The organism is Variovorax sp. YR566, assembly GCF_051992195.1.
In the GTDB taxonomy this organism is placed as follows: Bacteria; Pseudomonadota; Gammaproteobacteria; order Burkholderiales; family Burkholderiaceae_C; genus Variovorax.
The window spans coordinates 5,514,847-5,541,267 of record NZ_CP197092.1 but is presented as its reverse complement, the minus strand read 5'-3'; the positions used below and the strand labels follow the sequence as shown (position 1 = coordinate 5,541,267).

The window sequence follows — 26,421 nt, the reverse complement described above, 5'->3', positions numbered from 1 at the left end:
ACAGATGGAGGGTGCGGGTGCTCAGGCAAAGAGCTTCGCGGCGGTCTTGGCCACCAGCTCGCCCTGATGGCGCGCGCCGGCCAGATCGATCGCCGTCGGTTGCCGCGAGCCATCGCCGCCTGCGACGGTGGTGGCACCGTAGGGCGCGCCGCCGACGATCTCGTCGACGCTCATCTGGCCCTGGTGGCTGTACGGCAGGCCCACGATGGTCATGCCGAAATGCAGCAGGTTGGTGATGATCGAGAAGAGCGTGGTCTCCTGGCCGCCGTGCTGGGTGGCCGACGACGAGAAGGCCGCACCGACCTTGCCGTTGAGTGCGCCGCGGGCCCACAGCCCACCGGCCTGGTCGAGAAAGGCGGCCATCTGGGAAGACATCCGGCCGAAGCGGGTGCCGGTGCCTACGACGATGGCGTCGTAGTTCTCCAGATCGGCAACGCTCGCGACGGGCGCTGCCTGATCGAGCTTGAAATGCGCAGACTTTGCGACCGTTTCGGGAACCGTCTCGGGGACGCGTTTCACGTCGACCTGGGCGCCGGCTTCACGCGCACCAGCGGCAATGGCCTCGGCCATCTTTTCGATGTGGCCGTACGACGAGTAATACAGAACGAGGACTTTGGGCATCTCTGAATCTCCTGGTTGGACAGCTCGGCGAGCTGCATGACCTGAAGATTAGGGATGCGCGACCTATCCAGGAAGCCTGTTTGTTTCGATGGAATGCATCGTCAGGACAGATGGGTCAGACGGCGAGTGCCGTCAACCACGGGGCTGGAGCTTCGCAAATATCGGGACCGGGATCGGGCAGGACATTTCGCAGAAACAGTTGATCAGGTCGCTTGACCACCACCTGGGCCATGGGGCATTCGTCGTGCGGCAGCGGAGTTCCATCAAGAAGGTACATCTGATGAGAGTCGCAGAATTTCTCGTCGGTGTCGCCGAGCACGGGTTCTCTGCCCCATGGCTTTGCGCTTCTGCGAGCCTCAGTGCGATTTCTCGGATGGGGCAGTCCGAGTCGTGCAGATCCTCGTTCCGGACAGGTCAACACAGCCTACAACTCGAGCCGCTCCCAGTGCTTGTAAGCCCATTCGTATTTTCCGCATGCGTAGGACACCAGGGTGTCGACGGCCTGATCGGCGCTGACGGGCTCGGTGCTGCGGTAGTGCGCCCCGGTGGTGACCAGCTGGTGCTCCAGATGAAAGCCCTTGGGATCGGCGAACACCTGCATGTATGTGCCGCCACGCAGTTCGATGACTGCGAACGCGTCTGCATTGTCTTGCAGCAAGGGGACCCAGTGACGGATGTTGGCTTCGTTCGCCGCCTCCGCCACGCCGAAATCGGGGCAATCCAGCATGGGCTGCTGGTACTCCGCGCCGATGTCGAAAAGAAGGTAGTCCTGCGCGGCGGCCGAACCGTTCCTGAATATGGCGATGAAGAAGCAATCGGGGATGCCGAGCGGAACATGAACCAGCAGTGCATCGTCCGCCTTGGAGCGGCGGGCGAAGACCTGCGCCAGCTCAGGGACAGTCCATGCGTTCAATCGCAGGGGTTCACGAAGGCCATGCACAAGCTCCAAGGCACTGCGCTTGACCGCATCGCCTACGGCGTGATCCTCGGTGCCTCCCTCGAGAATGCCCAGGTACTCGTGGAGTTGAATGAGCCTCGAAGGAGGCAGCTTCGGTTTGCGAGAAAAGAACATGTGGATGTGGCTCCCATCGATCCTGGATTCTGTCGCAAGGCTGGGCAACCGCCGTTGGCCGTCAGTTGTCGTAGTTCGTGCCCGGCTCTTCGGTTCCGTCGAGATTCCAGAATCGCCACACGCCGACCTCCTGGCCCTCGCGATAGCGGCCCTCGGCTGCAGGCCGTCCGTCCGGATGGAAGTCGCGCCAAAGCCCATCCTCCTTGCCGTCGACGTACTGCCCTTCGGATGCAACCGTGCCATTCTCGTGATAAGCAACGAAGAGGCCGTGCCGAACCCATCGGGTCTTGTCGGGCGACAGCACCCTCGCGTAGCGGAACTTGATCGCTCCCGATTCGTAGGGAATCTCGGCGATGTTGAGGTCGGCTTCGGGGCTCATTCCTTGGTGTTGACGGGCGAATTTGCGAACATGCTGGTGCCCACCTGCGTGTTTCGCCTCGGACCACGGTTCGCTTCAGGGCCTACTGATTCTGCGAACCCCGGTGCGCCCAACCCGTGGTGTGCTTCTCGATCACGCTGAAGAGCTCGTACATCAGCATGGCCATTGCGCCCACCACCATCAGGCCCGCGAAGGCCAGGCCCATCTGCATGGCCGAGCCGGCGGAGATCAGCAGGTAGCCGATGCCTTCGTTGGCGGCGGTCATCTCGCTCACCGTGGTGCCGACAAAAGCCAGCGTGATCGCCACCTTCAGCGAGCCGAAGAAGTAGGGCATGGAGCGCGGCAAGCCGATCTTCATGAGCACGTCCCAGCGCTTGGCGCCGAGCACGCGCAGCACGTCTTCAAGCTCCGGCTCCAGCGTGGCCAAGCCGGTCGCGATGTTGACCATGATCGGGAAGAAGCTGATCAGAAAGGCCGTGAGAATCGCCGGCCCCACGCCGATGCCGAACCACACCACGAGGATAGGCACGAAGGCCGCCTTGGGCAGTGCGTTGAAGGCGGTCATCAGCGGGTAGATCGCCGCGTACGCGATGCGCGAGCTGCCGATCACGAAGCCCAGCAGAACGCCCACCACGATCGCCAGGCCGAAGCCGGCCATCGTGACCCAGAAGGTGCGCCACGCGTGGCCCGCGATGATTTCCTTGTATTCCCAGAACTGCGTCCAGATGCGCCAGGGGCTAGGGAAGATGAAGTCCGAAACCTCGAAGCCCGCACAGATGACCTGCCACAGGATGAGCACCGCGACCAGCAGCAGCCATGGCGACCAGCGTTCGATTTGCTTGGTGTTCTTCATGGTGCGCCCGCTCAGTGAGACACGGCCGCGGCCGTCTGCGCCGCGCTGATGCCGGTATTGCGGATGGCACCGATGTGCCCGCGCAGCTCCAGCACGATGTCGGTGAACTCCTTCGTGTAGGTGAGCTCGAGTTCGCGCGGACGCGGCAGGTCGATCTCGCGCTTGACCACGAAGCGCCCCGGGCTCTTGCTCATCACGTACACCGTGTCGGCGAGGAACACCGATTCGCGCAGGTCGTGCGTCACCAGGATCACGTTGAACTGCTGCTCGGTCCAGAGGTCGCGCAGGATGCACCACAGCTCTTCGCGTGTGAATGCGTCGAGAGCGCCGAAGGGCTCGTCGAGCAGCAGCATCTTGGGCTCGTGGATGAGCGCGCGGCAGATGCTCGCGCGCTGCTGCATGCCGCCCGAGAGCTGCCACGGAAACTTGTCTTCATAGCCCGCAAGGCCCACCTTCTGCAGCAGCTTGCGTGCGCGCTCGACGTATTCCTTGCGCTTGGCCTTGAAGTTCGAGCGGTAGGGCTCGACGATTTCCAGCGGCAGCAGCACGTTGTCGACCGTGGTGCGCCACGGCAGCAGCGACGGCGCCTGAAAGGCCATGCCCGATATCTTGAGCGGCCCGGTCACCGGCTGGCCGTCGATGCGGATGCGGCCCATCGACGGCATCTTCAGCCCGGTGGTGAGCTTCATGAAGGTCGACTTGCCGCAGCCCGAGGGGCCGACGATGGCGATGAATTCGCCGCGCTTGACCTTCAGGTCGATGGCCTCGACCGCGAAGTGGTTGGCGCGCAGCAGCTCTTCGTTGTAGGCGAGCCAGACGTCCTGGAAGTCGACGAAAGGGGCTGCAGCCGCGTCTTGCGATGCGTCCGCCATCACTTCTTCAGGATGTTCAGTTCAGCGGCGGGCGGTAGCAGAGCGGCGGTCCACACCGCGTCGGGGCTCACGCGCGTCTTGGTGTTGAAGGCGTCCGACACCTGCGAGGCCATCAGCGACATGCGGCCTGCGTTGACCGCGCCGAAGCCTTCGGCGCGTGCGTCAGGGCTGTTGATGACGGTGTCGATGGCCAGTTGCAGGCGGCGGGTTTCGAGCTTGCTGTCGATGATGCCGTCGCGCGCCTTCACCGATTCGATGGCCACGGCCGGGTTGGCAATGACTTCCTTCGCGCCCTTGGCAAAGGCCGAGAGGAATTTCTTCACCGCGGCCGGGTTCTCCTTGATGAGCTTGGGCGAGGCGATGATGACGTTGCCATACAGCTTCACGCCGTAGTCGGGGTAGGGCAGCACCACCACGTCGGCCGTCTTGGCGCCGCGCGCCTCGAGGTTGAGCAGCGAGGTGAAGGTGAAGCCGGTGATGGCGTCGATGTCGCCGCGCATCAGCATGGTTTCGCGCAGCGTCGGGTCCATGGCGGTCCAGTTGACGGCGCCGATGTTGTTGGCCTTGGCGAAGATCGGGAACGCGCGGCGGCCCGCGTCGAACACCGGCGCGCCCAGCTTCTTGCCGGCAAGGTCGGCCGGCTTGGTGATGCCGCTCTTCTTGAGCGCCATGACCGAGGCCGGCGTGTTGTTGTAGACCATCATCACCGCGACCGGCTTGTTGGGGCTGTCGGGGTTGTTGGCGTGAAATTCCATCAGCGCCGCGAGGTCGGCAAAGCCCATGTCGTAGGCGCCCGAGGCCACGCGCGTGACGGTGCCGCCCGAGCCGTTGCCCGCGTCGATGGTCACGTCGAGCCCGGCCGCCTTGAAGTAGCCCTTGGCCGCGGGGTGCAGGAACAGCGCGGCCGGTCCTTCGAAGCGCCAGTCGAGCTGGAACTTGATCGGCGTCGGGCTCTGTGCAAGGGCCGGTGTGAGGCCGAAGCAGATGGCCGAGGCGGCGAGGAAGGACTGGAGCAGTTGGCGCTTGTTCATGCGGAGATCGATCCGTTAGGGGAAGGTGAATGCTTCGGCATTCAAGCAAAAACGGTGCCCGCACGCGATTGGTGCGAACCCTTCCAGTGGATCGAGACGGTGCGCCTTTGCACCCCTCAAATGCAAAAACGCGGCGAGGCCGCGTTTTTGGCACCGAAGGCGGGCAAAAACACCCATCGACTGAAGGCTCTTACTTGTCGACCGTGACCTTCGCCACCGCCAGCGCCGTCATGTTGATGATGCGGCGCACCGTCGACGACGGCGTCAGCACGTGCGCCGAGCTTGCGGCGCCCAGCAGCACCGGGCCGACGGTGATGCCGTTGGCACCCGTCATCTTCAGCACGTTGTAGAGGATGTGCGCCGAATCGAGGTTCGGGCACACGAGCAGGTTGGCTTCGCCGCTCAGCGTGGTCTCGGGCAGGGCGGTGCGGCGGATTTCTTCCGACAGCGCCGCGTCGCCGTGCATTTCGCCGTCGCATTCGATGTCGGGCGCCATCTGCGCGAACAGGTCGCGCGCCAGCCGCATCTTGCGGGCCGAACCGCGGCTGGAGGTGCCGTAGTTCGAGTGCGACAGGAAGGCCACCTTCGGCGGCAAGCCGAAGCGGCGCACTTCCTCGGCGGCCATCAGCGCGATGCTTGCCAGCAGCTCGGCGCTCGGGTCTTCGTTCACGTTGGTGTCGGTGATGAACACCGTGCGCTTGTCGAGCGTGAGCGCGTTCAGCGTTGCGAAGCCGGGCGCGCCGCGCTTCAGGCCGATCAGGTTGCGGATGTGCTCCAGGTGCACGTCGAAGCGCCCGACCAGGCCGCAGATCATGGCGTCGGCGTCGCCCAGGTGCATCATCAGCGCGGCGATGGTGGTGTTCGAGCGGCGCACCATCGTCTTGGCGGCCTCCGGCGTCACGCCGCGGCGGCCCATGAGCTTGTGGAAGCTTTCCCAGTAGATGCGGAAGCGCGGATCGTCCTCGGGGTCGACGATCTCGAAGTCGATGCCCGTACGGATGTGCAGGCCGGCCTTCTTGATGCGCGCCTCGATCACTGCGGGGCGCCCCACCAGGATGGGCTTGGCCAGGCCTTCGTCCACGGCCCACTGGGCGGCGCGCAGCACGCGCTCGTCTTCGCCTTCGGCGTAGGCCACGCGCTTGGCGGTGGCGATCTTGGCGGCGCTGAACACCGGGCGCATGAACATGCCGGTCTGGTAGACGAAGCGCGTCAGGTGCTGGCGGTATGCGTCCATGTCTTCGATCGGGCGCGAGGCCACGCCCGAGGCGGCGGCAGCCTTGGCCACGGCCGGGGCGATGCGCAGGATCAGGCGCGAGTCGAAGGGCTTCGGAATGATGTAGTCGGGGCCGAAGGCCAGCTCCTGGCCGGCGTAGGCGGTGGCCACCTCTTCGCTGATGTCGGCCTTGGTGAGGTCGGCGATCTCGCGAACGCAGGCCAGCTTCATTTCTTCGGTGATCTTGCTGGCGCCGCAATCGAGCGCGCCGCGGAAGATGTACGGGAAGCACAGCACGTTGTTGACCTGGTTCGGATAGTCCGAACGGCCCGTGGCAATGATGCAGTCCGGCCGCACGGCCTTGGCCAGCTCGGGGCGGATTTCAGGCTCGGGGTTGGCCAGCGCCAGGATGATGGGCTGCGTGCCCATGGTCTTGACCATCTCGGCCGTCATCACGCCCGGGGCCGAGCAGCCCAGGAACACATCGGCGTCCTTCACCACGTCGGCCAGGGTGCGGGCGCCGGTGTCTTTCTGGGCGTAGCGTGCCTTGGATTCGTCGAAGCCGCCCGCGCGGCCCATGTAGATCAGGCCCTTGGAGTCGCAGGCGTAGATGTTGGCGGGCTTGGCGCCCAGGCCCACCATCACGTCGAGGCAGGCGATGGCGGCGGCGCCGGCGCCCGAGACTGCGATCTTCACGTCCTCGATCTTCTTGCCGACCAGCTCCAGGCCGTTGAGCAGCGCGGCGGCCGAGATGATGGCCGTGCCGTGCTGGTCGTCGTGGAACACCGGAATGTTCATGCGCTCGCGCAGCTTCTTCTCGATGTAGAAGCACTCGGGCGCCTTGATGTCTTCGAGGTTGATGCCGCCCAGCGTGGGCTCCAGCGCCGCGATGATGTCGACCAGCTTGTCGGGGTCGTTCTCGGCCAGCTCGATGTCGAACACGTCGATGCCGGCGAATTTCTTGAACAGGCAGCCCTTGCCTTCCATCACCGGCTTGGCGGCCAGCGGGCCGATGTTGCCCAGGCCGAGCACGGCCGTGCCGTTGGTGATGACGCCCACGAGATTGCCGCGCGCGGTGTATTCGGAGGCCGTGGCCGGATCCGCGGCGATGTCGAGACAGGGGTACGCCACGCCCGGCGAATAGGCCAGCGACAGGTCGCGCTGGTTCAGCAGGGGCTTGGTCGGGGTGATCGAGATCTTGCCCTTGACGGGCGAGCGGTGGTATTCGCGCGCTGCCTCGCGAAGTGCTTCTTCTGCAGGGGAAAGGGGTGCAGCCATGAAAGTCTCCTTGTTTCTGACGGGCAATGAGGCTACCGCAAAAGCGTGACCTCTTCTTACAGGGTGAATGCCGAAAACGCCTGGATCTATATCTTTAGCTTGATAAGTAGGGCTGGCCGGTTCGCTAAACTGCAGATCGTTACCTACGGTTAACAGGGTATTGGCCGGGGAATCTCCAACAACGACAAAACCAATGAGGGGCAACAGCGCATGACATCCGGACCTTTCACCAGCAACGACCCCGATGTCGTGGTCATCGGCGGCGGCCCTTCGGGCTCCACGGTGGCCGCGCTGCTCGCGGACAAGGGGCACGACGTGGTGCTGATCGAGAAGGCGCAGCATCCGCGCTTTCACATCGGCGAATCGCTGCTGCCGATGAACATGCCGCTGTTCGACCGGCTGGGCGTGCGCACCGAGGTCGAGGCCATCGGCATCCGCAAGCACGGCGCCGAGTTCGTCTCGCCCTGGCATGACCACACCAGCCACTTTCACTTCGCCGAGGCGATGGACAAGAGCTTTCCGTACGCGGTGCACGTGCGCCGCTCGGAGTTCGACGAACTGCTGTTCCGCCATGCCGGCAATCGCGGCGCGCGCACCTTCGAGGGCCAGCGCGTCACAGGCGTGGACATGGAGGCCGGCAAGGGCACGCCAGACAACCGCCCGCTGGTCAAGGTCAAGGCCGACGACGGCGCCGAGACCACCTGGCGCCCGCGCTTCGTGATCGACGCGAGCGGACGCGACACCCTGCTGTCGAACCAGTTCGACGCCAAGCGCCGCAACCGCAAGCACGCCAGCGCCGCGCTGTTCGGCCACTTCGCCAACGCCGAGCGCCGGCCGGGCCGCTTCGAGGGCAACATCACGCTGTTCTGGTTCGACCACGGCTGGTTCTGGTACATCCCGCTGAAGGACGGCACCGTGAGCGTCGGCGCGGTGGCTTCGCCCGCGTACTTCAAGAACCGCAAGGGCACGCTCGAAGAATTCCTGATGGAAACCATTGCGCTCGCGCCCAAGCTGGCCGAGCGCCTGAAGAACGCCACGCTGATGGAAGGCGCCACCTCCACCGGCAACTACGCCTACGACTCCGCGTTCTGCCGCGGCGACCGCTTCATGATGGTGGGCGACGCCTACGCCTTCGTCGACCCGATGTTTTCCTCGGGCGTGTACCTGGCGATGAACAGCGGCTTCGAGGCCGCCACCGCGGCCGACCACTGGCTCAAGGGCGAGGCGAAGGAAGCCGAAAAGGCCTTCCGCCATTACGAGAAGGTGATGAAGCGCGGGCCGCAGATGTTCTCGTGGTTCATCTACCGCATCACCTCGCCGGCCATCCGCCGGCTGTTCATGAACCCGCGCAACATCTGGCGGATGCAGGAGGCGCTGCTGTCCATCCTGGCCGGCGACCTGTTCCGCAACACTCCCATCGGCCCGCGTTTCTGGGGCTTCAAGGTGACGTACTACGCGTCGTGCCTGGGCATCCTGCCGCAGGCCATCAAGACCTGGGCATGGCGTCGGCGCAACCTCAAAGAGTCTCTAGAGGCTGCTGCGAAAACCTGAGGCTCAGTCAGGAGTGACGGTGTGCTGGGCGAGCGCTTCGAGCGCGCGCACCAGCGCCGAGTGGTCGAGCTGCCCGTAGCCCAGCGCCGCACACGCATTCATCAGCTGCGCGGCTCCCGCTGTCTGCGGCAGCGCCACGCCCAGCGAGCGCGCGCTCTGCATCGCGAGGTTCAGGTCCTTCTGGTGCAGCGCGATGCGGAAGCCCGGCGCGAAGGTGCGCTTGATCATCCGCTCGCCATGCACTTCGAGGATGCGCGAGCTGGCAAAGCCGCCCATCAGCGCCTGGCGCACCTTGGCCGGATCGGCACCGGCCTTGGAGGCGAACACCAGCGCCTCGCCCACGGCCGCGATGTTCAGCGCCACGATGATCTGGTTGGCCACCTTGCAGACTTGGCCGTCGCCAGCACCGCCCACCAGCGTCACGTTCTTGCCCATCTTGTCGAGCAGCGGCTTCACGCGCTCGAAGGTGCCTTCGTCGCCGCCGCACATGATCGTGAGGCTGGCGGCCTTGGCGCCCACTTCGCCGCCGGAGACCGGCGCGTCGATGTAGCCGGCGCCGAGCGCGATGATGCGCTTGGCGAAGCCCTTGGTGGCAATCGGGTCGATGGAGCTGCAGTCCACCACGATCTTGCCGCGCGAATCCTTCAGGCCTTCGGCCACGCCTTGCGTGCCCGGCTCGCCGAACAGCACCTTTTCGACGTCGGGCGTGTCCGGCACCATGATGAAGATGATGTCGGCCTGGCGCGCCACCTCGGCGGCCGAGGCGCAGATCGTGGCCTTCGAGATGAAGGGCTCGGGCGTGTTGCCCTGCGTGTTCACGAAGAGCTGGTGGCCTGCGTCGAGCAGGTGGCCCGCCATGGGAGCGCCCATGATGCCGAGGCCGATGAATCCGATTTTTTGTTGGGTCGTCATGTCTCTGGTTTCCTTATCCGATGTTCTCGAGGTTCGCGATATTCATTGCTTCTGCGTGAGCGCCTGGCGCCAGCCGAGGCCTTCCACGGTGGTCGCGCGGGGCTTGTATTCGCAGCCGATCCAGCCGTCGTAGCCGAGCGAATCGATGTGCTTGAACAGCCATGGGTAGTTGATTTCGCCCGTGCCCGGCTCGCCGCGGCCCGGGTTGTCGGCCAGCTGGATGTGGCCGATCTGCGCGAGGTGCTTCGTGAGCGTGTTGCCCAGCTCGCCTTCCATGCGCTGCGCGTGGTAGATGTCGTATTGCACGCGCAGGTTGGCCGAGCCGACTTCTTCGATCAGCACCAGCGCCTGATCGGTGCGCGTGAGAAAGAAGCCCGGAATGTCGAAGGTGTTGATGGGCTCGATCAGCAGGCGCAAACCTGCCGCTTCGAGTTCGCGCGCGGCAAGGCGGAGGTTGTCGACAACCGTCTTGTGCGCAAGCTCCCTGCTCACGCCGGCAGGCACCTTGCCCACGAGGCAATTGACCTGCGGGCAGCCGAGCGCCGTCGCGTAGTCGATTGCCACGCCGATGCCTTCGGCGAACTCGCCCGTGCGGTCGGGGTGGCAGGCGATGCCGCGCTCGCCCTTGTCCCAGTCGCCGGCCGGCAGGTTGTGCAGCACCTGCTGCAGGCCGTTGTCGCGCAGGGCGGCGGCGAGCTCCTTCTTCTCGAAGGGGTAGGGGAAGAGGTACTCCACCCCTTCGAAGCCCGCCTTGGCGGCAGCCTCGAAGCGCTGCATGAACGGCAGCTCGGTGAAGAGCATCGTGAGATTGGCTGCGAACTTTGGCATGTCGTTTTTCTTTCTTGCAGTCTCAATCCAGCATGGCCGCGACGGCGGTCGGCGCATCGGCGATGGTCTCGGCCAGCGGCTCGAACTCGGTGATGTTGTCGATCTCGGTGCCCATCGCGATGTTGGTCACGCGCTCGAGCATCACTTCGATCACCACCGGCACGCTGAACTCCGACATCAGCGCCTCGGCGCGGCGGATGGCCGGCGCGATCTCTTCCTGCTTGTTCACACGGATCGCCTTGCAGCCCAGGCCCTCGACCACTTTCAGGTGGTCCACGCCGTAGCTGCTCTCGATGCCTGCATCGGGGCCCGCGTTGATGTTGTCGAAGGCGAGCTGCACGCAGTAGTCCATCTCGAAGCCGCGCTGCGCCTGGCGGATCAGGCCGAGGTAGGAGTTGTTCACCACGATGTGGATGTACGGCAGCTTGAACTGCGCGCCCACGGCCAGCTCTTCGATCATGAACTGGAAGTCGTAGTCGCCCGAGAGCGCGACGATCTTGCGCGTCGGGTCGGCGGCACGCACGCCCAGCGCGGCGGGAATGGTCCAGCCCAGCGGGCCGGCCTGCCCGCAGTTGATCCAGTGGCGCGGGTTGTACACGTGCAGGAACTGCGCGGCCGCGATCTGCGAGAGCCCGATGGTGCTCACGTAGCAGGTGTCGTTGCTGAAGTTGTTGTTCATGCACTGGTACACGCGCTGCGGCTTCATCGGCACGTCGTCGAAATTGGTCTTGCGCAGCATGGTCTTCTTGCGCTCGATGCATTGCTTGGCCCAGCCGCGGCGGTCGGGCAGGCGGCCTGAAGCCTTCATTTCCTCCGCCACTTCGACGAAGAGTTCGAGCGCGGCCTTGGCGTCCGAGACGATGCCGAAGTCCGGCGTGAACACGCGGCCGATCTGCGTGGGTTCGATGTCCACGTGCACGAAGGTTCGGCCCTTGGTGTACACATCGACCGAGCCCGTGTGGCGGTTGGCCCAACGGTTGCCGATGCCAAGCACGAAGTCGCTCGCCAGCATCGTTGCGTTGCCGTAGCGGTGGCTGGTCTGCAGTCCGCACATGCCGGCCATCAGCGGATGGTCGTCGGGAATCGCGCCCCAGCCCATCAGCGTGGGAATCACCGGCACGCCGGTGGCTTCGGCAAAGCGCACCAGCAGGTCGGCCGCATCTGCGTTGATGACGCCGCCGCCGGCCACGATCAGCGGGCGCTCGGCCGCATTCAGCATGCCGATGGCTTTTTCGATCTGGGCGCGCGTGGCGGCCGGCTTGTAGGGCTTGAGCGGTTCGTAGCTGTCGATGTCGAATTCGATCTGCGCCATCTGCACGTCGAAGGGCAGGTCGATCAGCACCGGGCCCGGGCGGCCCGAGCGCATCAGGTGAAAGGCCTGCTGGAACACCTGCGGCACCTGGCCCGGCTCGCGCACCGTGACCGACCACTTGGTAACGGGCTTGGAGATCGACTCGATGTCGACCGCCTGGAAGTCTTCCTTGTAGAGCCGCGCGCGCGGCGCCTGGCCGGTGATGCAGAGAATGGGGATCGAATCGGCCCAGGCCGAATACAGGCCCGTGATCATGTCCGTGCCCGCCGGGCCCGAGGTGCCTATGCACACGCCGATGTTGCCGGCGATGGCACGGGTGTAGCCCTCTGCCATGTGCGAGGCGCCCTCGACGTGGCGCGCGAGGATGTGCGAGATGCTGCCGCGCTGGCGCAGCGCCGAATACATCGGGTTGATTGCCGCGCCTGGAACGCCGAAGGCCTGCGTCACGCCTTCTTTTTCCATCACCAGAACCGCGGCTTGCACCGCTGTCATCTTTGCCATTTGAGTCTCCTTGAGGTGGTCCCACTGTAGGAAGCGGGGGGCATTCGAAGAAGACGGCTGGGGACCATAAAACCTATTCCATGGCGGAATAAGTGACTACCATCCGGCCCATGGACAGATTGTTGGCAATGGAAATGTTCGTGCGCGTGGTCGAGACAGGCAGCTTCTCGAAGGCGGCGCGCGAGTTCAACACCACGCAGCCCACCGTGACCAAGCAGATCGCGGCCACCGAGGAGCGGCTGAAGGTGCGCCTGCTCAACCGCAACACGCGCGGCGTGAGCCTCACCGAGCCGGGCGCGCTGTACTACGAGAAGTGCAAGACCATCGTGCGCGAGGCCGAGGAGGCCGACAGCATCGTGCAGCTGCGGCAGAACCAGGCTCAGGGGCTGCTGCGCGTGGGCACCTCGGTGGCATTCGGGCGGCGCGTGGTGGTGCCGCTGGCGCTCGAATACATGCGCCGGCATTCGCAGGTGCAGCTCGACCTGAGCTTCGAGGACCGCTACGTGGATCTGATCGCGCAGGGCATCGACGTGGCGATCCGCATGGGCAAGCTGGCTGATTCTTCGCTGGGTGCGCGCTACCTGGGTGTCAACCCGTGGGCGATGGTCGCGTCACCGGCCTACCTTAAGAAACACGGTACGCCGAAGCGGGCGCAGGACCTGAGCGCGCACGTGGCGCTCATCTACAGCAGCGTGGTGGGCGACGAGTTCTGGCGCATGCACACGCCCAAGGGCGAGCCGGTGACGGTGCCTGTGTCGGGCCGCTTCCGCTCGAACAACCTTTCCGCCGTGCTGGCCGCAGCACGCGACGGGCTGGGCATTGCGCTGATGCCGCGCTACGTGGCCAGCGACTCGCTGGCCACGGGCAAGGTGCGCGAAGTGCTCGGCGACCACGCGCTGCCCGAGCAGGAGATCCACGCCGTCTTTCCCTCGCCCAAGCTGGTGCCGGGCAAGGTGTCGGGCTTCGTGGCCTTCCTGCAGGGGCGCTTCGACGAAGGCTGGTGGGCGGCCTGAGCTTCTTCAGGCCGCAACGAATGCGCCGTGCAGGCCCAGCGGCAACGCGTAAGGCAGCGTGGCCTGCGCCACCGGCCCCGCCGCCAGGTGGTCGGCCGCGAAGCACGACAGCACCGTCTTCTGCCGGCCGAAGTCGAGCACCGTGCCCAGCACCCAGCCCGGCTTCGAGCCGTCTGGCACGAAGACATGCTCTTCCACCATGGCCTGCGCGCCATAGTTGAAGCGCTGGCTGCGGCCGGTTTCGACGTCGGTGCGCGCGATGGAGCCGAAGCCCGGAATATCAGGGCGGATCTGCGTGGCATGAACCACGTTGCGGTGGCGCATGCCCACGCGGCGCGGGTCGATGCGCGGAAACTCGGCCTCCAGCGGCAGGGCCTTCTGCGTGGCCTCCCCAGTGCCGAGATTCAGCGTGGCGACGGTCAGGTGTGGATGGGTGCTTCTCACAATGCGCACGCGCATCACTTCGCGGTTGGTCGTGAACACCGAGTCGGCGTTGTCCGAACGCACGTAGTCGATGTGGATCTGCGTGCCGCGCGGCGTGTCTTCTTCCCAGGCATTGCCGACGTGAAAGAGGAAGCCGGCCGGCAGCGTGAGCATCTGGCGCTTCTCCCAGTTCTGCTTGTCGACCACCAGCGCGCGCATGCCGAGCTCGGGCCGCCAGACGTGTGCGTCGAGAAAGCTCGCGCCAGCCTCCTTGCGCTTGCCGTCGTAGACCAGCGGCGGCATCAGGAACACCAGGTGCCGCTCGGTCACGGCGAAGTCGTGGACCATCGGCATGTCAGCCACCGGCACCACGGCGGCGCGCCGCAGCGTGCCTTCGGGCGCGATCTCGTACAGCGCCAGCAGGCCCTGGCCGGAGCTCACGCCGAAGTTCCAGATCGTGCCGTCCGGGTCGACCTTCGGGTGGGCCGAGAACGGCATGCCCGCGAGGTCGGCGCGCCAGGTCTTCACGCCCAGCGTGTCCAGCGTGCGCGCATCGATGCGCGTGGCCGAGCCGCCTTCCCACAGCGCCAGCACCTCGCCGCGCATCGGCAGCACGCTGGTGTTGGCGACGTTGATGCTGTCGGCCGAGGTTGGCGGTTCCACGCCCGGCGGCATGGTGCCGAAGGCCTCGAACAAGCGGCGGCCGGCCTTCGCCTCGGCCACGCGCTTGGGCGTGGCGACGTAGCGGCCCTGGTGGCGCACGTCGGCGCCGTCGATCATGAAGCTGTGCACCATGCCGTCACCGTCGAACCAGTGGTGGTAGCGCTCGCCGCCCAGGTCGTGGCCGGCCGGGCCGATGCGAAACAGCGTGCCGGCAACGGCATCGGGAAAGCGCCCGCGCACCGTGGCGCGGGTCAGCGGCAGGTCGCCCGGGGGCGTGGCGAAGCCGGTCTTCCAGGGCGCGCTGGCGGCTTCGAACTGGGCTTGCCAGTCGTCGGTGCCGGCGGCGCGCGCCAGCGGTGCCAGCAAGGGCAGGGCGCCGGCCGAAACCAGCAGGCGCAGGAGTTCGCGTCGTTCCATGGCGGTCTACTCCTCAGTGCAGGTGAATGACGGTCTGCAGGTCGGCGTCGACGCTGATCGCCGCGGCTTCGAAGGAGGGCGGGGCGCGGTTGCCCTTGGCGTCGTTCGAGAAGCCGTAGCGCTCGGTCGGCATGCCCATGAGGTTGGTGTCGAGCTTGCCGTTGCCGTTCTCGTCGGCAAACACCCGCAGCGCGTAGCGCCCTGGCGCCAGCCCCGCGAACACGAGCCGGGCCTTGCCTTCGCGCATCGGCGCGGTCTGCGAGGCCACGGCCTTGCTGTCGGCGTAGCCGGCGGCGTCGTTGTACAGCGCGACGTAGAGCGTGGCTTCGGCGGTGGGGCCGTCGGCGACGCTCAGGCTCAGGTCGGCGGCAAGGGCGCCGAAAGGCGCGAGGGCCACGGCGGTGCACAGGGCGCGCACGACCGGGCGGGACAGGAGGGCGGGAAGTTGCATGGCAGGCCTCGTTGGAAGTTGGAGGCCCGACGATCTCGCAGGCTGGGCGCGGTGCCCAGCGCCATGTGACGAAACGCAGGTTTGCGCGCGTGAAATGCGCGCGGGCGGGGACAGAACGGGCCGGCGCCCGTGCCTGCCTCAGCCCTTTTTCTTGTCTCCGGCGCCTTCCGCGCCTTCAGCCGCCTCGTGCCCGGTGCCCACATGCCCCGAATCCGCGAACAGGCTCCACGCAGCCATGAACAGCGCCGCGATCACCGGCCCGATCACGAAGCCGTTGATGCCGAAGATCGCCATGCCGCCGATGGTCGACATCAGCACGATGTAGTCGGGCATCTGCGTGTCCTTGCCCACCAGCACGGGGCGCAGGATGTTGTCGACCAGGCCGATCACGAACACGCCCACGAAGATCAGCACGCCGCCCTGCCAGAAATGCCCCGTGGCCAGGAAGTAGATGGCCACCGGCCCCCAGATCAGCGCGGCACCCACGGCGGGCAGCAGCGAGAGGAATGCCATCAGCACCGCCCACAGCAGCGCGCCCTGCACGCCGAGGAACCAGAAGGCCAGCCCGCCGATGGTGCCCTGCGCAATGGCCACCGCCACGTTGCCCTTCACAGTGGCGCGGATCACGGTGGTGAACTTGTTGAGCAGGTAGTGCGTGTGCGGCTTGGCCAGCGGCACGGCATCGCGCATCGTCTTCGACAGCGTCGCGCCGTCGCGCACCAGGAAGTACAGCAGGTACAGCATCACGAAGAAGCTCACGACAAAGTCGAAGGTGTTCTGCCCGATGGTGAGCGCCTGGCTCGCGATGATCTGGCTGGCCTGCCCGGCGATGGCCGACACGCGCGCCTGCCAGGCTGCCATGTCGCCGAGGTTGAAGCGCTCCACCAGGTTCAGCAGCCATTGCGGCGAGGCATCGAGGATCTGCTGGAAGTAGGCCGCGAAGTTGATCTGGCCCGAGCGGATGTTCTGCGTGACCAGCGCGATCTCTTGCACCAGCGACACGCCCACCATCGCCAGCGGCAGGATCACGATGAACAGGCAGATCGCCAGCGTCGACAGTGCCGCGGCATTGGGCTTGCCGCGCATTTTCTTCAGCAGCCACTTGTAGAGCGGCGTGAACAGGATCGCCAGCGCCACCCCCCACAGCACTGCGCCGAAGAACGGCATCAGCACCCAGAGGAAGGCGGCGGTCACGGCGGCGAGAAGGGCGAGGAACACGCCGCGCTGGAGTTGGGGTGAGTTCATAGTTGTCTCGGACTGTAGCCGAGCCGGAACCCATGGCCGTGTCAGCGGGCGCGCCCTTGTGCGGCGCAACAGGACTGGGGAGGAAATCCGCCGGAAGCGATGGCCCGGCGGGCTATGCCTGCTATCGAACAGATAGCTACCACCGGTATTAATGCACGGCTTCAGCGCTTGGCGCGCGGCAACGCCACAGGCGCCAGCGTGGCGCGCAGCCGGCTCGGCGCGTCCGGCTCGGCGGCAGCATCGACCTCGAGCGAGCGCTCGACATTGCCGATGTGATCGAGCATCAGCCGGCGCGCCCTGGCCGTGTCGCCGGCTTCGAGCGCCGCGACGATGGCGCCATGTTCCGAGCAAGACTGCCCCGCCTCGTGCTTCGACTGGTAGAGCGTGGCCGCCAGCGTGGTGCGCGCCGTGAGGTCGCGCAGCACGTCGACCAGCAGCTGGTGCCCCATCTGCTCGGCCAGGCACACGTGGAAGTCGGCCAGCAGGAAGGCGCGCGTGGCGGCATCGGCGCCTTCGATGGCGCGCTGCTCGTCGGCGATGTGGTCACGCAGCTTGCGGATCACCTGCGACAGCGGCCGTCCCTCGCTCGCTTCGAGGATGCCGGCCTCGACGATGCGCCGTGCGGAGAAAGCATCGCGCGCCTCTTCGGCCGAAGGCTCCACCACGTACCAGCCGCGGCGCGATTGCACTTCGACAAAACCGCGCGCCTGCAGCTGCATCAGCGCCTCGCGCACCATCGTGCGGCTCACCGAGAAGTTCTCGGCCAGCGCCTGCTCGCCGAGCCGCTCGCCCGGTGCGAGCTTCTGCGCGAGGATGGCTTCGACGACGCGTTCGGCAATGACGGTGGGGCTGACGTCGGCGGGCATGCTTCTTTTTTTCTTCAGTGGGCGCTCGAAGCGGTGGCGGTGCCTGCGGTGTTCACCACGGGCTCGGTCAGCGGCTCGTCGTCGGGCGAGTAGCGGCCGTCGAGCACCGCGTGTGCGCGTTCACGGTCGATGTCGCCTTCCCAGGCGGCGATGGCAACGGTCGCCACGCAGTTGCCGATCAGGTTGCCCAGCGCGCGGGCGATGCCCATGAACCAGTCGACCGACAGCACCAGCACCAGCCCGATGGCGGGAATCGCCGGAATGGCGTGCAGCGTGGCCGCCAGCACCACGATGGCCGAGCCCGGCACGCCGTGCGCACCCTTCGACGTGACCAGTGCGATCGCCAGGATCGTCATCAGGTCGGTCATCGAGATCGGCGTGTTGGTGGCCTGTGCGATGAACACGGCCGCCAGCGTGATGTAGATGGAGAACGCGTCGAGGTTGAACGAGTAGCCCGTGGGAATGACCAGGCCGACCGTCGAATCGCGGATACCCATGCGGCGCAGCTTGGCCATGATCTGCGGCAGCACGCTGTCCGACGAGGTGGTGGCGAAGACGATGGTGAGCTCTTCACGCAGGTAGCGCAGCAGCTTGATCAGGCTGAAGCCCGACATGCGCATCACCAGCCCGAGCACCACGAACACGAAGATCAGCACCGCGCCGTAGAAGAGCGCAACCAGCATGCCCAGCTGCTTGAGCGAGCCGATGCCGTACTGCCCGACCGTGAACGCGATGGCGCCCAGCACGCCCAGCGGCGCCAGCTTGATGATGATCCCCATGATCTTGAACAGCACCAGCGAGAGTGCATCGACCACCACGGCCACCGGCTTGCCACGCTCGCCCAGCAGCGTGAGCGCGCAGCCGAAGAGCACCGCGAACAGCAGCACCTGCAGCACGTCGCCGGTGGCGAAGGCGTTGACCACCGTGGTCGGAATGAGCTTCATCAAAAACTCGACCGTACCGCCGCTCGTGAGCTTGTCGGCGTTCGAGGCATAGGCACTCATCGCGGCCGGGTCGAGCTTCGACGGGTCGACGTTCATGCCCGCGCCGGGCTGGAACACGAAGGCCAGCACCAGGCCCATCGCCAGCGCGATAGTGGTCAGCACCTCGAAGTAGATGAGCGACTTCACGCCCACCCGGCCCACGCGCTTCAGGTCTCCCGCGCCGGCAATGCCATGCACCACCACGCAGAACACCAGCACCGGGATGATCATCTTGATCAGCTTGATGAACCCGTCACCCAGCGGCTTGAGCTTGACGGCGTACTCGGGCGCGAAGAGCCCCGCGAGCACGCCGAGCACCAGCGCGATGACCACCTGACCGAAAAGCGATTTGGCGAAGCGAGGCATGGAGTCTCCTGTCTGTCTTGTCTAGGTTTTGCATGCAAGCAACGCCTTGTCTTGCATACAAGAAATGTAGGCAAGAAGACTTTGGGAAGGTCAGAGGGTATTCCCGGGCCCGCCATTTGTTGATTGGAGTGAACTACTGCGGCTCGTCGTCCATACGCGGTTGTGACTCTCTCGTCAGCGTCTTGGCCAGCAACCGCAAGGTACTCGCGGAGGCTGCAGTGGCCTCGGACAGAACGGCACCGCGCCGGTAGGCCAGCCCCAGGTCCATCGAGGGCACCGCGCTCGACACCACCGTCCTGCGAATTCGCCCGCCGTCGTGAGACCAGGGGCGAAACACCAGATCCGACAAGATGGTCACACCCACGTTCTGTGCAACGAGGCTGCGCACGGCCTCGATCGATTTGGTGCGGAACACGACCTTGGGCTTGAGCTTCATCGCGCCCCAGTAGCGGCCAACGGTGTCCACGTGCTCGTCCATGTCCAGCAGCACGAAGGGCAGCTGCGCGATCTCACGCAGCGACACCGACTTCTGCGCCACCAGCGGATGGTCGAACGACGTCCACAGGCGGCGCTGCGACTTCAGCAGGTTCTCGCGCCGGATGTCCGGCGCGCGAGAGAGGTTCGACACCAGTACCACGGCCAGGTCGAACTCGCCGCTGCGCAGGCCATCCTCGATCTCGAGCCGGTTGCGCTCCACGGGCTCGAACTCGACCAGCGGCAGTTGCCTGCGCATCGCGCCGATGATCTTCGGCAGCATGTATTCGGACACGGTGTCGGTGATGGCGATCTGCACCCGCCCCTCGACCGAGGACACCGAGTTGCGGGTTTCCTCCACCGCCGCCTCGAGCGTGTGCAGCATGTGCTCCGCGTGCCGGAGAAAGCCCTCGCCCTGCACCGTGAGCCGCAGCCCGTCGGAGTGCCGCGTAAAGAGCTGCACCTTCAGCGTGGACTCCAGGTTCTTGAGCGAAGTGGTCAGCGACGGCTGACTCACATAGCAGCGCTGGGCCGCGCGGGACACCTGCCCCGTGTGCGCGGCAGCCACGAAGTGTTGCAGCTGCTTGATCGTTATCGACATAGATACATCCTATATCGCTCTATTGAAAATAGAGATTATGAATTGTCGATGGTAGTTCCTAACATCCGCGCAGCACGTCATGTCAGGCGTGTGACGAGGACGCCCACAGTTCCAGCAGCAGTAGCAGGAGAAACCCATGCCATCGACATCACAGACTTCCGCCGGCCCCGGCATCCACCCTCCTGTATCCCAAGACGCCCAGGCCGATGCCGGGCTGCTGAGCCGCCTGGGCCTGCGCTTCACGGCTTGGGCCGAGCGCTGGTTTCCCGACGCCTTCGTGTTCGCGGCCATCGCCGTGGTGGTGGTCGCGGGCGCCGCGCTGCTCAACGGATCGAGCCCGCAGGCGGTGGCCAAGTCCTTCGGCGACGGCTTCTGGAGCCTGATTGTTTTCACGATGCAGATGGCGCTGGTGGCCGTTGGCGGCTACGTGGTGGCGACCTCGCCGCCGGCCGCGCGGCTCATCCGCAAGCTGGCCGCACTGCCCGTGTCGGGGAGGCAGGCCATCGCGTACGTGGCAGCGATCAGCATGATCCTGTCGCTCTTCAACTGGGGCATTTCGCTGATCTTCAGCGCGCTCTACGTACGCGCGCTGGCCGGCCGTCTCGACCTGCGCATGGACTACCGTGCCGGCGGCGCGGCCGCCTACCTCGGCATGGGCGCGACCTGGGCGTTGGGGCTCAGCTCGTCGGCGGCGCAGTTGCAGGCCAACGCCAGCAGTCTGCCCAAGGGCATTCTTGACATCACCGGCGTGATCCCGTTCAGCCAGACCATCTTCCTGTGGCAGTCGGTCGTCATGGCGCTGGTGTTGATCGTCGTGTCGGTGGCCATCGCGCTGTGGTCGGCGCCCGACGCGAAGCACGCGGTCACGGCGCAGGATCTGGGCGTGGACCTCACGGAAGCGAAGCCGGCCTCCCCCGAGTCCGCCGGGCGCCGCCCCGGCGAGTGGTTCGAACGCAGCCCGCTGCTCACGCTGCTCCTGTGCGCGCTGGGCTTCGGCTGGTTGGCGCAGGAGTTCATGGCCAAGAGCCCGTTGATCGCGATCTCGGGCCTCAACACCTACAACCTGCTGTTCCTCATGATCGGGCTGCTGCTGCACTGGCGCCCGCGCAGCTTTCTCGACGCGGTGTCGCGTTCGGTGCCGTCGACGGCGGGCGTGATCATCCAGTTCCCGCTGTACGGTGCCATCGCGGCCATGCTGACCGCCGCCAAGGGCGACGGAGGCATCACGCTGTCGGACCGCATCGCGCACCTGTTCGTGAGCATCTCCAACGTCGACAGCTTCGCCGTGGTGATGGGGGCGTATTCCGCCGTGCTGGGCTTCTTCATTCCCTCGGGGGGCGGCAAGTGGATCATCGAGGCGCCCTACGTCATGCAGGCGGCCAACGACCTGAAGGTACACCTGGGCTGGGCCGTGCAGGTCTACAACGCGGCCGAGGCGCTGCCCAACCTGATCAACCCGTTCTGGATGCTGCCGCTGCTGGGCGTGCTCTCGCTCAAGGCACGCGACATCGTGGGCTTTACCTTCCTGCAACTGCTGGTGCATGCGCCGCTGGTGCTCTTCATGCTGTGGGTCTTCGGCCGCACGCTGAGCTATGTTGCGCCGGTGATTCCTTGAATGCCTTGAGTCACGCAGGTTCCGGATGCAAGTGACGACGACGGCGGCAACGCAAACCAAGCAGGGCTACTGCACGCTCTGCCGTTCGCGCTGCGGCACGCTCAACGAGGTGCGCGACGACATGCTGGTGTCGGTACGGCCCGACGCCTCGCACCCTACCGGCCAGGCGATGTGCATGAAGGGCAAGGCCGCGCCCGAGCTTGTGCACAGCCCGCACCGCCTGCGCTACCCGATGCGCCGCACCAGGCCCAAGACCGAAGCGGATCCGGGCTGGGTGCGCATCGGCTGGGACGAGGCGCTGGCCGAGACCGCGCAACGCCTGGGCGCCATCAAGGCCGAGAGCGGCGCCGAGTCTGTGGTGTTCGCCGTGACCACGCCCAGCGGCACGCCGCTGACGGACAGCATCGACTGGATCGAGCGCTTCGTACGCCTGTTCGGCAGCCCCAACATCTGCTATGCGACCGAAGTCTGCAACTGGCACAAGGACTTCGCGCACGCCTTCACCTTCGGCTGCGGCATGCCCGCGGCCGACTACGCGCAGGCCGAACTGATCGTGCTGTGGGGCCACAACCCCGCCAACACATGGCTGGCACAGGCCAATGCCATCGGCCGGGGCCGTGCGAACGGGGCAAAGATGGTGGTGATCGATCCGCGCCCCACGGCGCTCGCGCGGCAGGCCGACAGCTGGCTGCCCGTGCGGCCCGGCACCGATGCGGCGCTGGCGCTGGGGCTGATCCACCTGCTGATCGCGGACGCGCGCTTCGACGAAGGCTTCGTGCGCGCGTGGACCAATGGCCCGTTGCTGGTGCGCGGCGACAACGGACACTTCCTGCGCGAGCGTGACCTGTGGGCCGATGCCGAGGGCGACCGCTTCGTGGCGTGGAACGACGCGCTGGACTGCGCGGTGCCCTACGACACCGCACAGGCGGCGCAAGCCCAGGACGCAGACCACTTCCGCCTGCGCGGCGCGGTCGAGATCGAAGTGGGCTCGCATCGCCTGTCGTGCGCTCCGGCTTTCGAGCTGCTGGCCCAGGGCTGCGCCGCCTACACGCCGCGGGATGTCGAACGCATCACCGGCGTTGCCGAAGCTTCGTTGCGTGCGGTCGCCGAACTTTTCGGCACCTGCCGCCGCGTGGCCTATCACGCCTGGACCGGCATCGGCCAGCACACCAACGCCACACAGGCCGAACGCGCGGTCGCCACGCTGTATGCGTTGTGCGGCAGCTTCGACCGTATCGGCGCGAACCGCGTTCGCGTCGGTCCGGGCGTCAACGCCGTCAACTCGCTCTCACTGCTGCCCGACGCGCAGCGCGCCAAGGCGCTCGGTCTGGCGGAGCGCCCGATCGGCCCCCCCGCGCACGGCTGGGTCACTGCGCGCGACACCTACCGCGCGATTCTCGAAGGCGAGCCTTACAAGGTGCGCGCGATGATGGCCTTCGGCACCAACCTGCCCGTGTCGCAGGCCGACACCGCGCTCGCGCACCGGGCGCTGTCGCAGCTCGAATTCCACGTGCACTGCGACTTGTTCGAAACACCCGCCGCCCGTTACGCCGACATCTTGCTGCCGGTCAACACGCCATGGGAGCGCGAAGGCCTGCGCATCGGCTTCGAGATCGACGACCGCGCGGCCGGTTGGGTGCAGTTGCGCCAGCGCATGGTTGTGCCGCGCGGCGAATCGCGCTCAGACAACGATGTGATCTTCGAACTGGCCACCCGCCTTGGCATGGGTGACGGCTTCTTCGGCGGCAGCCTCGACGCCGGCTGGAACCACATGCTCGAGCCGCTCGGCCTCACGGTCGACCAGTTGCGCGCCCGGCCCGAAGGCATTGCCTGCGCCATCGACGCAAGCGAGCAGAAATACGCCCGCGCCACGCCCGCCGGCGTGCGCGGCTTCGACACCCCGACGCGCCGCGTCGAGCTCTATTCCGAAACCCTGCTGCGCCACGGCCAGCCGCCGGTCGCCACCTTCGTCGAACCGGCCGACACGCCGCGCGACGCGAAGGCCACGCGCCAGGGCCGCTTCCCCTATGTGCTGAGTTCGGCCAAGAACGGCTTCTATTGCCATAGCCAACACCGCAGCCTGCCTTCGCTGCGCAAGCGCGCGCCCGATCCGGTGGCCGAGCTGAGCCCCGCACTGGCGGCCGCCAAGGGCATCGCGGACGGTGACTGGATGCGCATCCGCACGCGCGTGGGCGAAGCCCGCTTCGTCGCACGCGTCACGCCTCAACTGGCGGACGACGTCATCGTTGCCGAGTTCGGCTGGTGGCAGGGCTGCCCCGAGCTCGACCGCGACGGCCTGCCGATCGAAGGAGCACTGGGCAGCAACTTCAACGCGCTGATATCCGCCGACAGCTGCGACCCGGTGAGCGGCTCGGTGCCGCACCGCTCCTTTCTCTGCGACATCGAACGCGACCCGGCTACCGGGACGCGGCAGCGCAAGTGGTCCGGCTACCGTCCCTTCCGCGTCAGCGAGCTGCGGCCCGAGGCCGACGGCGTGCTGGGTATCCACTTCGAGCCGGTCGACGACGGCAAGCTGCCCGACTACCGCCCCGGGCAGCACGTCGAGATGCAGTTGCATCTCGACGATGGCACGCAAGTCACGCGCGCCTACTCGCTCACAGGAGCGGCCGAGGTGCCGGGCCGGCGCAGCTACAGCGTGGCCGTGCGCCACCAGCGCGGCCGCTCGGCCGGCGGCACGCCGCACGAGGGGCGCGTGTCGAGCCATCTGCACTGCGCGCTGAAGGTCGGCGACACCCTCACGCTACGTGCGCCGTCAGGCGGCTTCGTGCTGCCGCGCCACTCGCCGCAACCGCTGGTCTTCTTCGCGGGCGGCATCGGCATCACGCCCTTCATCAGCCTTCTCGAATCGCTTCCCGACGGCACGCAAGGGCCGGCCATCTGGCTCTACTACGCGAACCAGAACAGTACGACACACGCCTTTCGCGAGCGTATCGCGCAGCACCGCGCGCGTCTGCCGCAGTTGCGGGTCGTTGACCACTACAACGCACCACGGCCGCAGGAGCGCCCGGGCATCGACTACCAGTCGAACCGCTACATCGACGCAAGCGTGGTGGACGATGCGCTGATCGCGCAGCGCGCCCGTTTCTACATGTGCGGACCACCCGCCATGATGGACGCCGTGACCGACGGGTTGATGGCGCGGGGCGTCCCGCGCTTCGACATCTTCAGCGAAGTGTTCCGCTCGCCCACCACGCCGCCCACCGACGGCGACCAGCACTTCACCGTCAACTTCGCGCGCTCGGGCCACGCCCCAGCGACGTGGACGCCCAGACAGGGCACGCTGCTGACTTTTGGCGAATCGCTCGGCCTGCAGATGGCCAGCGGCTGCCGCGTAGGCCAATGCGAGAGCTGCGCCGTGCGCCTGCTGGCCGGCAAGGTCCGTCATCTGCACGGCAGTGAGCCGGAAGACCCGTCCGTGTGCCTCGCCTGCCAAGCCGTCCCACTCGAAGACGTGGTGCTCGAGGCATGACTGCGGGCACTTCCATCCACTTGATTCCATCCGCAACCCTATGAAAATCATCGATACGGAAAGCACCCGCCGTGCGCTGCCTTTCGAACGCCTGATCCCGGCGCTTCGGGAGATGTTCGTCGCTGGCTGCGAGGTGCCATTACGGCACACGCATTCGCTCCAGGCCGGGGCGGACGACCCGCCCCGCACCGTGCTGGTCATGCCGGCGTGGCAACGCGACCGCTACCTGGGCATCAAGACCGTGACCATCTTCCCGGACAACGCGCAGCGCGGCCTGCCCGGACTGTTCTCGACCTATGTGCTGTACGACGCAAGCACCGGCGAGCCGCTGGCGCAGATCGACGGCAACGAGATCACTTCGCGGCGCACCGCTGCCGCATCGGCCCTGGCCGCGTCCTATCTCGCGCCTGCGGGTGCGCGCAGTCTGCTGGTCGTCGGCTGCGGGCGTGTCGGCAGTCTTGTTCCCGAGGCCTACCGTGCCGTGCTTCCCATCGAACGAGTAGTGGTGTGGGACCGCGACGAATCCGCAGCGAAGGCACTCGCTGCGCGGCTGTGCGCGCAGAACATCGAGGCGGCCGTCGCGCCGGACCTCGCCAAGGCGGTGAACGATGTCGACGTCGTGAGCTGTGCCACGCTCGCCACGCAGCCACTGGTGCAGGGCGCGTGGCTGCGGCCGCGCAGCCACCTCGACCTGATCGGCAGCTTCACGCCGCAGATGCGCGAAGCCGACGATGCCTGCTTTGCTGGCGCACGCCTGTTTGTCGATACGCAAGAAGCGTTGCACAAGAGCGGCGAACTGCTCGGGCCCATGTCGCGCGGCGTGTTCGCCGCCGCAGATGTAGCGGGAGAGTTGGCCGATCTGGCCGCGGGCAGGACTCAGGGACGAGCCGAAAGTGACGGGCGGACCGTCTTCAAGGCCGTGGGTACCGCGCTGGAGGACTTGGCCGCTGCAGTGCTGGTCTACGAGGCTTCCGATCCGCACTGAGCACTTACCTTCGCAGGCCGTCGCTACATGATCTCAAAGAATCGCTTTTCTCGACCTCTCGCGTCCCAAACTTCACAGAAGTCGATCTGTCCCGTCGTTTCCAGACATGTCGATGGCGTCTTGCGTATCAAAGTGCGCGCCGTTCATGCGGGCTACCTGATGCGCTTATGGCCCGTGGATCGGCTAGTCCAGAACATTGATACTTGCACAGCAGTCACTTGGAGTTTGGTCTAGAGGGGGCAGTCCACGACTTTGTTTTTTGCCTGCCTTTTTGCAGTACTAGCTGATCAACGGTCTACATGTCTTCTGGTCCATCGGTTTGTTCCCCTTGGGCAGCTGCCTACGGGGGAACAAAGCGGTGGGATGCAAGCGGGGCACACGTCGCACCGAAGCGCCACGCTGGCTG

At 66.2% G+C, this 26,421-nt stretch carries 22 protein-coding genes; 5 read left to right on the top strand and 17 right to left on the bottom strand.

The annotated features are described in order from the left end of the window. Positions 1 to 21 precede the first annotated feature (21 nt). The 8 genes from wrbA to ACTG4X_RS25830 all read right to left on the bottom strand — a co-directional run bounded on the left by wrbA (position 22) and on the right by ACTG4X_RS25830 (position 7,319). Positions 22 to 621, bottom strand: a complete 600-nt coding sequence (wrbA, locus tag ACTG4X_RS25865) for an NAD(P)H:quinone oxidoreductase (protein WP_440532254.1) — start codon at positions 619 to 621, stop codon at positions 22 to 24. Between the two features lie 115 nt (positions 622 to 736). After that, a complete protein-coding gene (locus tag ACTG4X_RS25860; RefSeq protein WP_440532253.1) occupies positions 737 to 940 on the bottom strand; it encodes a hypothetical protein in 204 nt (67 codons plus the stop codon). 105 nt (positions 941 to 1,045) lie between these two features. Then, positions 1,046 to 1,693 carry a hypothetical protein gene (locus tag ACTG4X_RS25855; RefSeq protein WP_440532252.1) on the bottom strand — a complete coding sequence of 216 codons (648 nt, stop codon included), beginning with the start codon at positions 1,691 to 1,693 and terminating at the stop codon, positions 1,046 to 1,048. 61 nt (positions 1,694 to 1,754) lie between these two features. Then, on the bottom strand, positions 1,755 to 2,072 hold the full coding sequence (locus ACTG4X_RS25850; protein ID WP_307616528.1) for a toxin-antitoxin system YwqK family antitoxin: 318 nt from the start codon (positions 2,070 to 2,072) through the stop codon (positions 1,755 to 1,757). Positions 2,073 to 2,154: 82 nt separating this feature from the next. Next, on the bottom strand, positions 2,155 to 2,925 hold the full coding sequence (locus tag ACTG4X_RS25845; RefSeq protein WP_093058140.1) for an ABC transporter permease: 771 nt from the start codon (positions 2,923 to 2,925) through the stop codon (positions 2,155 to 2,157). A gap of 11 nt (positions 2,926 to 2,936) precedes the next feature. Further along, complete coding sequence (locus ACTG4X_RS25840) at positions 2,937 to 3,797, bottom strand: ABC transporter ATP-binding protein (RefSeq protein WP_440532251.1); 861 nt, start codon at positions 3,795 to 3,797, stop codon at positions 2,937 to 2,939. Then, positions 3,797 to 4,828 carry an ABC transporter substrate-binding protein gene (locus ACTG4X_RS25835; RefSeq protein ID WP_426389810.1) on the bottom strand — a complete coding sequence of 344 codons (1,032 nt, stop codon included), beginning with the start codon at positions 4,826 to 4,828 and terminating at the stop codon, positions 3,797 to 3,799. The genes ACTG4X_RS25840 and ACTG4X_RS25835 overlap by 1 nt, the downstream gene beginning before the upstream one ends. Before the next feature lie 190 nt (positions 4,829 to 5,018). Then, positions 5,019 to 7,319: an NADP-dependent malic enzyme gene (locus ACTG4X_RS25830; RefSeq protein WP_093058143.1), complete on the bottom strand. Its 2,301-nt coding sequence runs from the start codon at positions 7,317 to 7,319 to the stop codon at positions 5,019 to 5,021. Between the two features lie 210 nt (positions 7,320 to 7,529). On the opposite strand from ACTG4X_RS25830, the gene ACTG4X_RS25825 reads away from it, so the two are divergent. After that, positions 7,530 to 8,870, top strand: a complete 1,341-nt coding sequence (locus tag ACTG4X_RS25825; RefSeq protein ID WP_093058144.1) for an NAD(P)/FAD-dependent oxidoreductase — start codon at positions 7,530 to 7,532, stop codon at positions 8,868 to 8,870. A 3-nt stretch (positions 8,871 to 8,873) separates the two neighbouring features. Here ACTG4X_RS25825 and ACTG4X_RS25820 read toward each other — a convergent pair whose 3' ends face one another. Genes ACTG4X_RS25820 through gcl form a run of 3 tightly spaced genes read right to left on the bottom strand, consistent with a single transcriptional unit; the run spans position 8,874 to position 12,423 of the window. Next, positions 8,874 to 9,782, bottom strand: coding sequence for a 2-hydroxy-3-oxopropionate reductase (locus ACTG4X_RS25820; protein ID WP_093058145.1), 909 nt, complete (start codon positions 9,780 to 9,782; stop codon positions 8,874 to 8,876). A 42-nt stretch (positions 9,783 to 9,824) separates the two neighbouring features. After that, a complete protein-coding gene (hyi, locus tag ACTG4X_RS25815; RefSeq protein ID WP_097198456.1) occupies positions 9,825 to 10,610 on the bottom strand; it encodes a hydroxypyruvate isomerase in 786 nt (261 codons plus the stop codon). Positions 10,611 to 10,632: 22 nt separating this feature from the next. Beyond that, complete coding sequence (gene gcl, locus ACTG4X_RS25810) at positions 10,633 to 12,423, bottom strand: glyoxylate carboligase (RefSeq protein WP_435461264.1); 1,791 nt, start codon at positions 12,421 to 12,423, stop codon at positions 10,633 to 10,635. A 110-nt stretch (positions 12,424 to 12,533) separates the two neighbouring features. On the opposite strand from gcl, the gene ACTG4X_RS25805 reads away from it, so the two are divergent. Beyond that, positions 12,534 to 13,436: a LysR substrate-binding domain-containing protein gene (locus ACTG4X_RS25805; RefSeq protein ID WP_440532250.1), complete on the top strand. Its 903-nt coding sequence runs from the start codon at positions 12,534 to 12,536 to the stop codon at positions 13,434 to 13,436. A 6-nt stretch (positions 13,437 to 13,442) separates the two neighbouring features. On the opposite strand, the gene ACTG4X_RS25800 is transcribed toward ACTG4X_RS25805, so the two are convergent. The 6 genes from ACTG4X_RS25800 to ACTG4X_RS25775 form a co-directional block, all read right to left on the bottom strand. Beyond that, positions 13,443 to 14,939: a carotenoid oxygenase family protein gene (locus tag ACTG4X_RS25800; RefSeq protein ID WP_097198458.1), complete on the bottom strand. Its 1,497-nt coding sequence runs from the start codon at positions 14,937 to 14,939 to the stop codon at positions 13,443 to 13,445. 13 nt (positions 14,940 to 14,952) lie between these two features. Beyond that, positions 14,953 to 15,390, bottom strand: coding sequence for a DUF2141 domain-containing protein (locus ACTG4X_RS25795; RefSeq protein WP_093058150.1), 438 nt, complete (start codon positions 15,388 to 15,390; stop codon positions 14,953 to 14,955). A gap of 138 nt (positions 15,391 to 15,528) precedes the next feature. Continuing rightward, a complete protein-coding gene (locus tag ACTG4X_RS25790; protein WP_097198459.1) occupies positions 15,529 to 16,635 on the bottom strand; it encodes an AI-2E family transporter in 1,107 nt (368 codons plus the stop codon). A gap of 161 nt (positions 16,636 to 16,796) precedes the next feature. Then, on the bottom strand, positions 16,797 to 17,501 hold the full coding sequence (locus ACTG4X_RS25785) for a GntR family transcriptional regulator (RefSeq protein ID WP_093058152.1): 705 nt from the start codon (positions 17,499 to 17,501) through the stop codon (positions 16,797 to 16,799). 14 nt (positions 17,502 to 17,515) lie between these two features. Next, entirely contained in the window at positions 17,516 to 18,850 is a 1,335-nt protein-coding gene (locus ACTG4X_RS25780) for a C4-dicarboxylate transporter DctA (protein ID WP_093058153.1), read from the bottom strand. Positions 18,851 to 18,983: 133 nt separating this feature from the next. Further along, on the bottom strand, positions 18,984 to 19,925 hold the full coding sequence (locus ACTG4X_RS25775; RefSeq protein WP_093058154.1) for a LysR family transcriptional regulator: 942 nt from the start codon (positions 19,923 to 19,925) through the stop codon (positions 18,984 to 18,986). Positions 19,926 to 20,061: 136 nt separating this feature from the next. Here ACTG4X_RS25775 and ACTG4X_RS25770 point away from each other — a divergent pair, with 136 nt between their 5' ends. Genes ACTG4X_RS25770 through ACTG4X_RS25760 form a run of 3 tightly spaced genes read left to right on the top strand, consistent with a single transcriptional unit; the run spans position 20,062 to position 26,015 of the window. Continuing rightward, on the top strand, positions 20,062 to 21,540 hold the full coding sequence (locus ACTG4X_RS25770; protein WP_440532249.1) for a short-chain fatty acid transporter: 1,479 nt from the start codon (positions 20,062 to 20,064) through the stop codon (positions 21,538 to 21,540). 25 nt (positions 21,541 to 21,565) lie between these two features. Beyond that, positions 21,566 to 25,030, top strand: a complete 3,465-nt coding sequence (locus ACTG4X_RS25765) for a molybdopterin-dependent oxidoreductase (RefSeq protein ID WP_440532248.1) — start codon at positions 21,566 to 21,568, stop codon at positions 25,028 to 25,030. 40 nt (positions 25,031 to 25,070) lie between these two features. After that, positions 25,071 to 26,015: an ornithine cyclodeaminase family protein gene (locus ACTG4X_RS25760; protein WP_440532247.1), complete on the top strand. Its 945-nt coding sequence runs from the start codon at positions 25,071 to 25,073 to the stop codon at positions 26,013 to 26,015. The last annotated feature ends 406 nt before the right edge of the window (positions 26,016 to 26,421 follow it).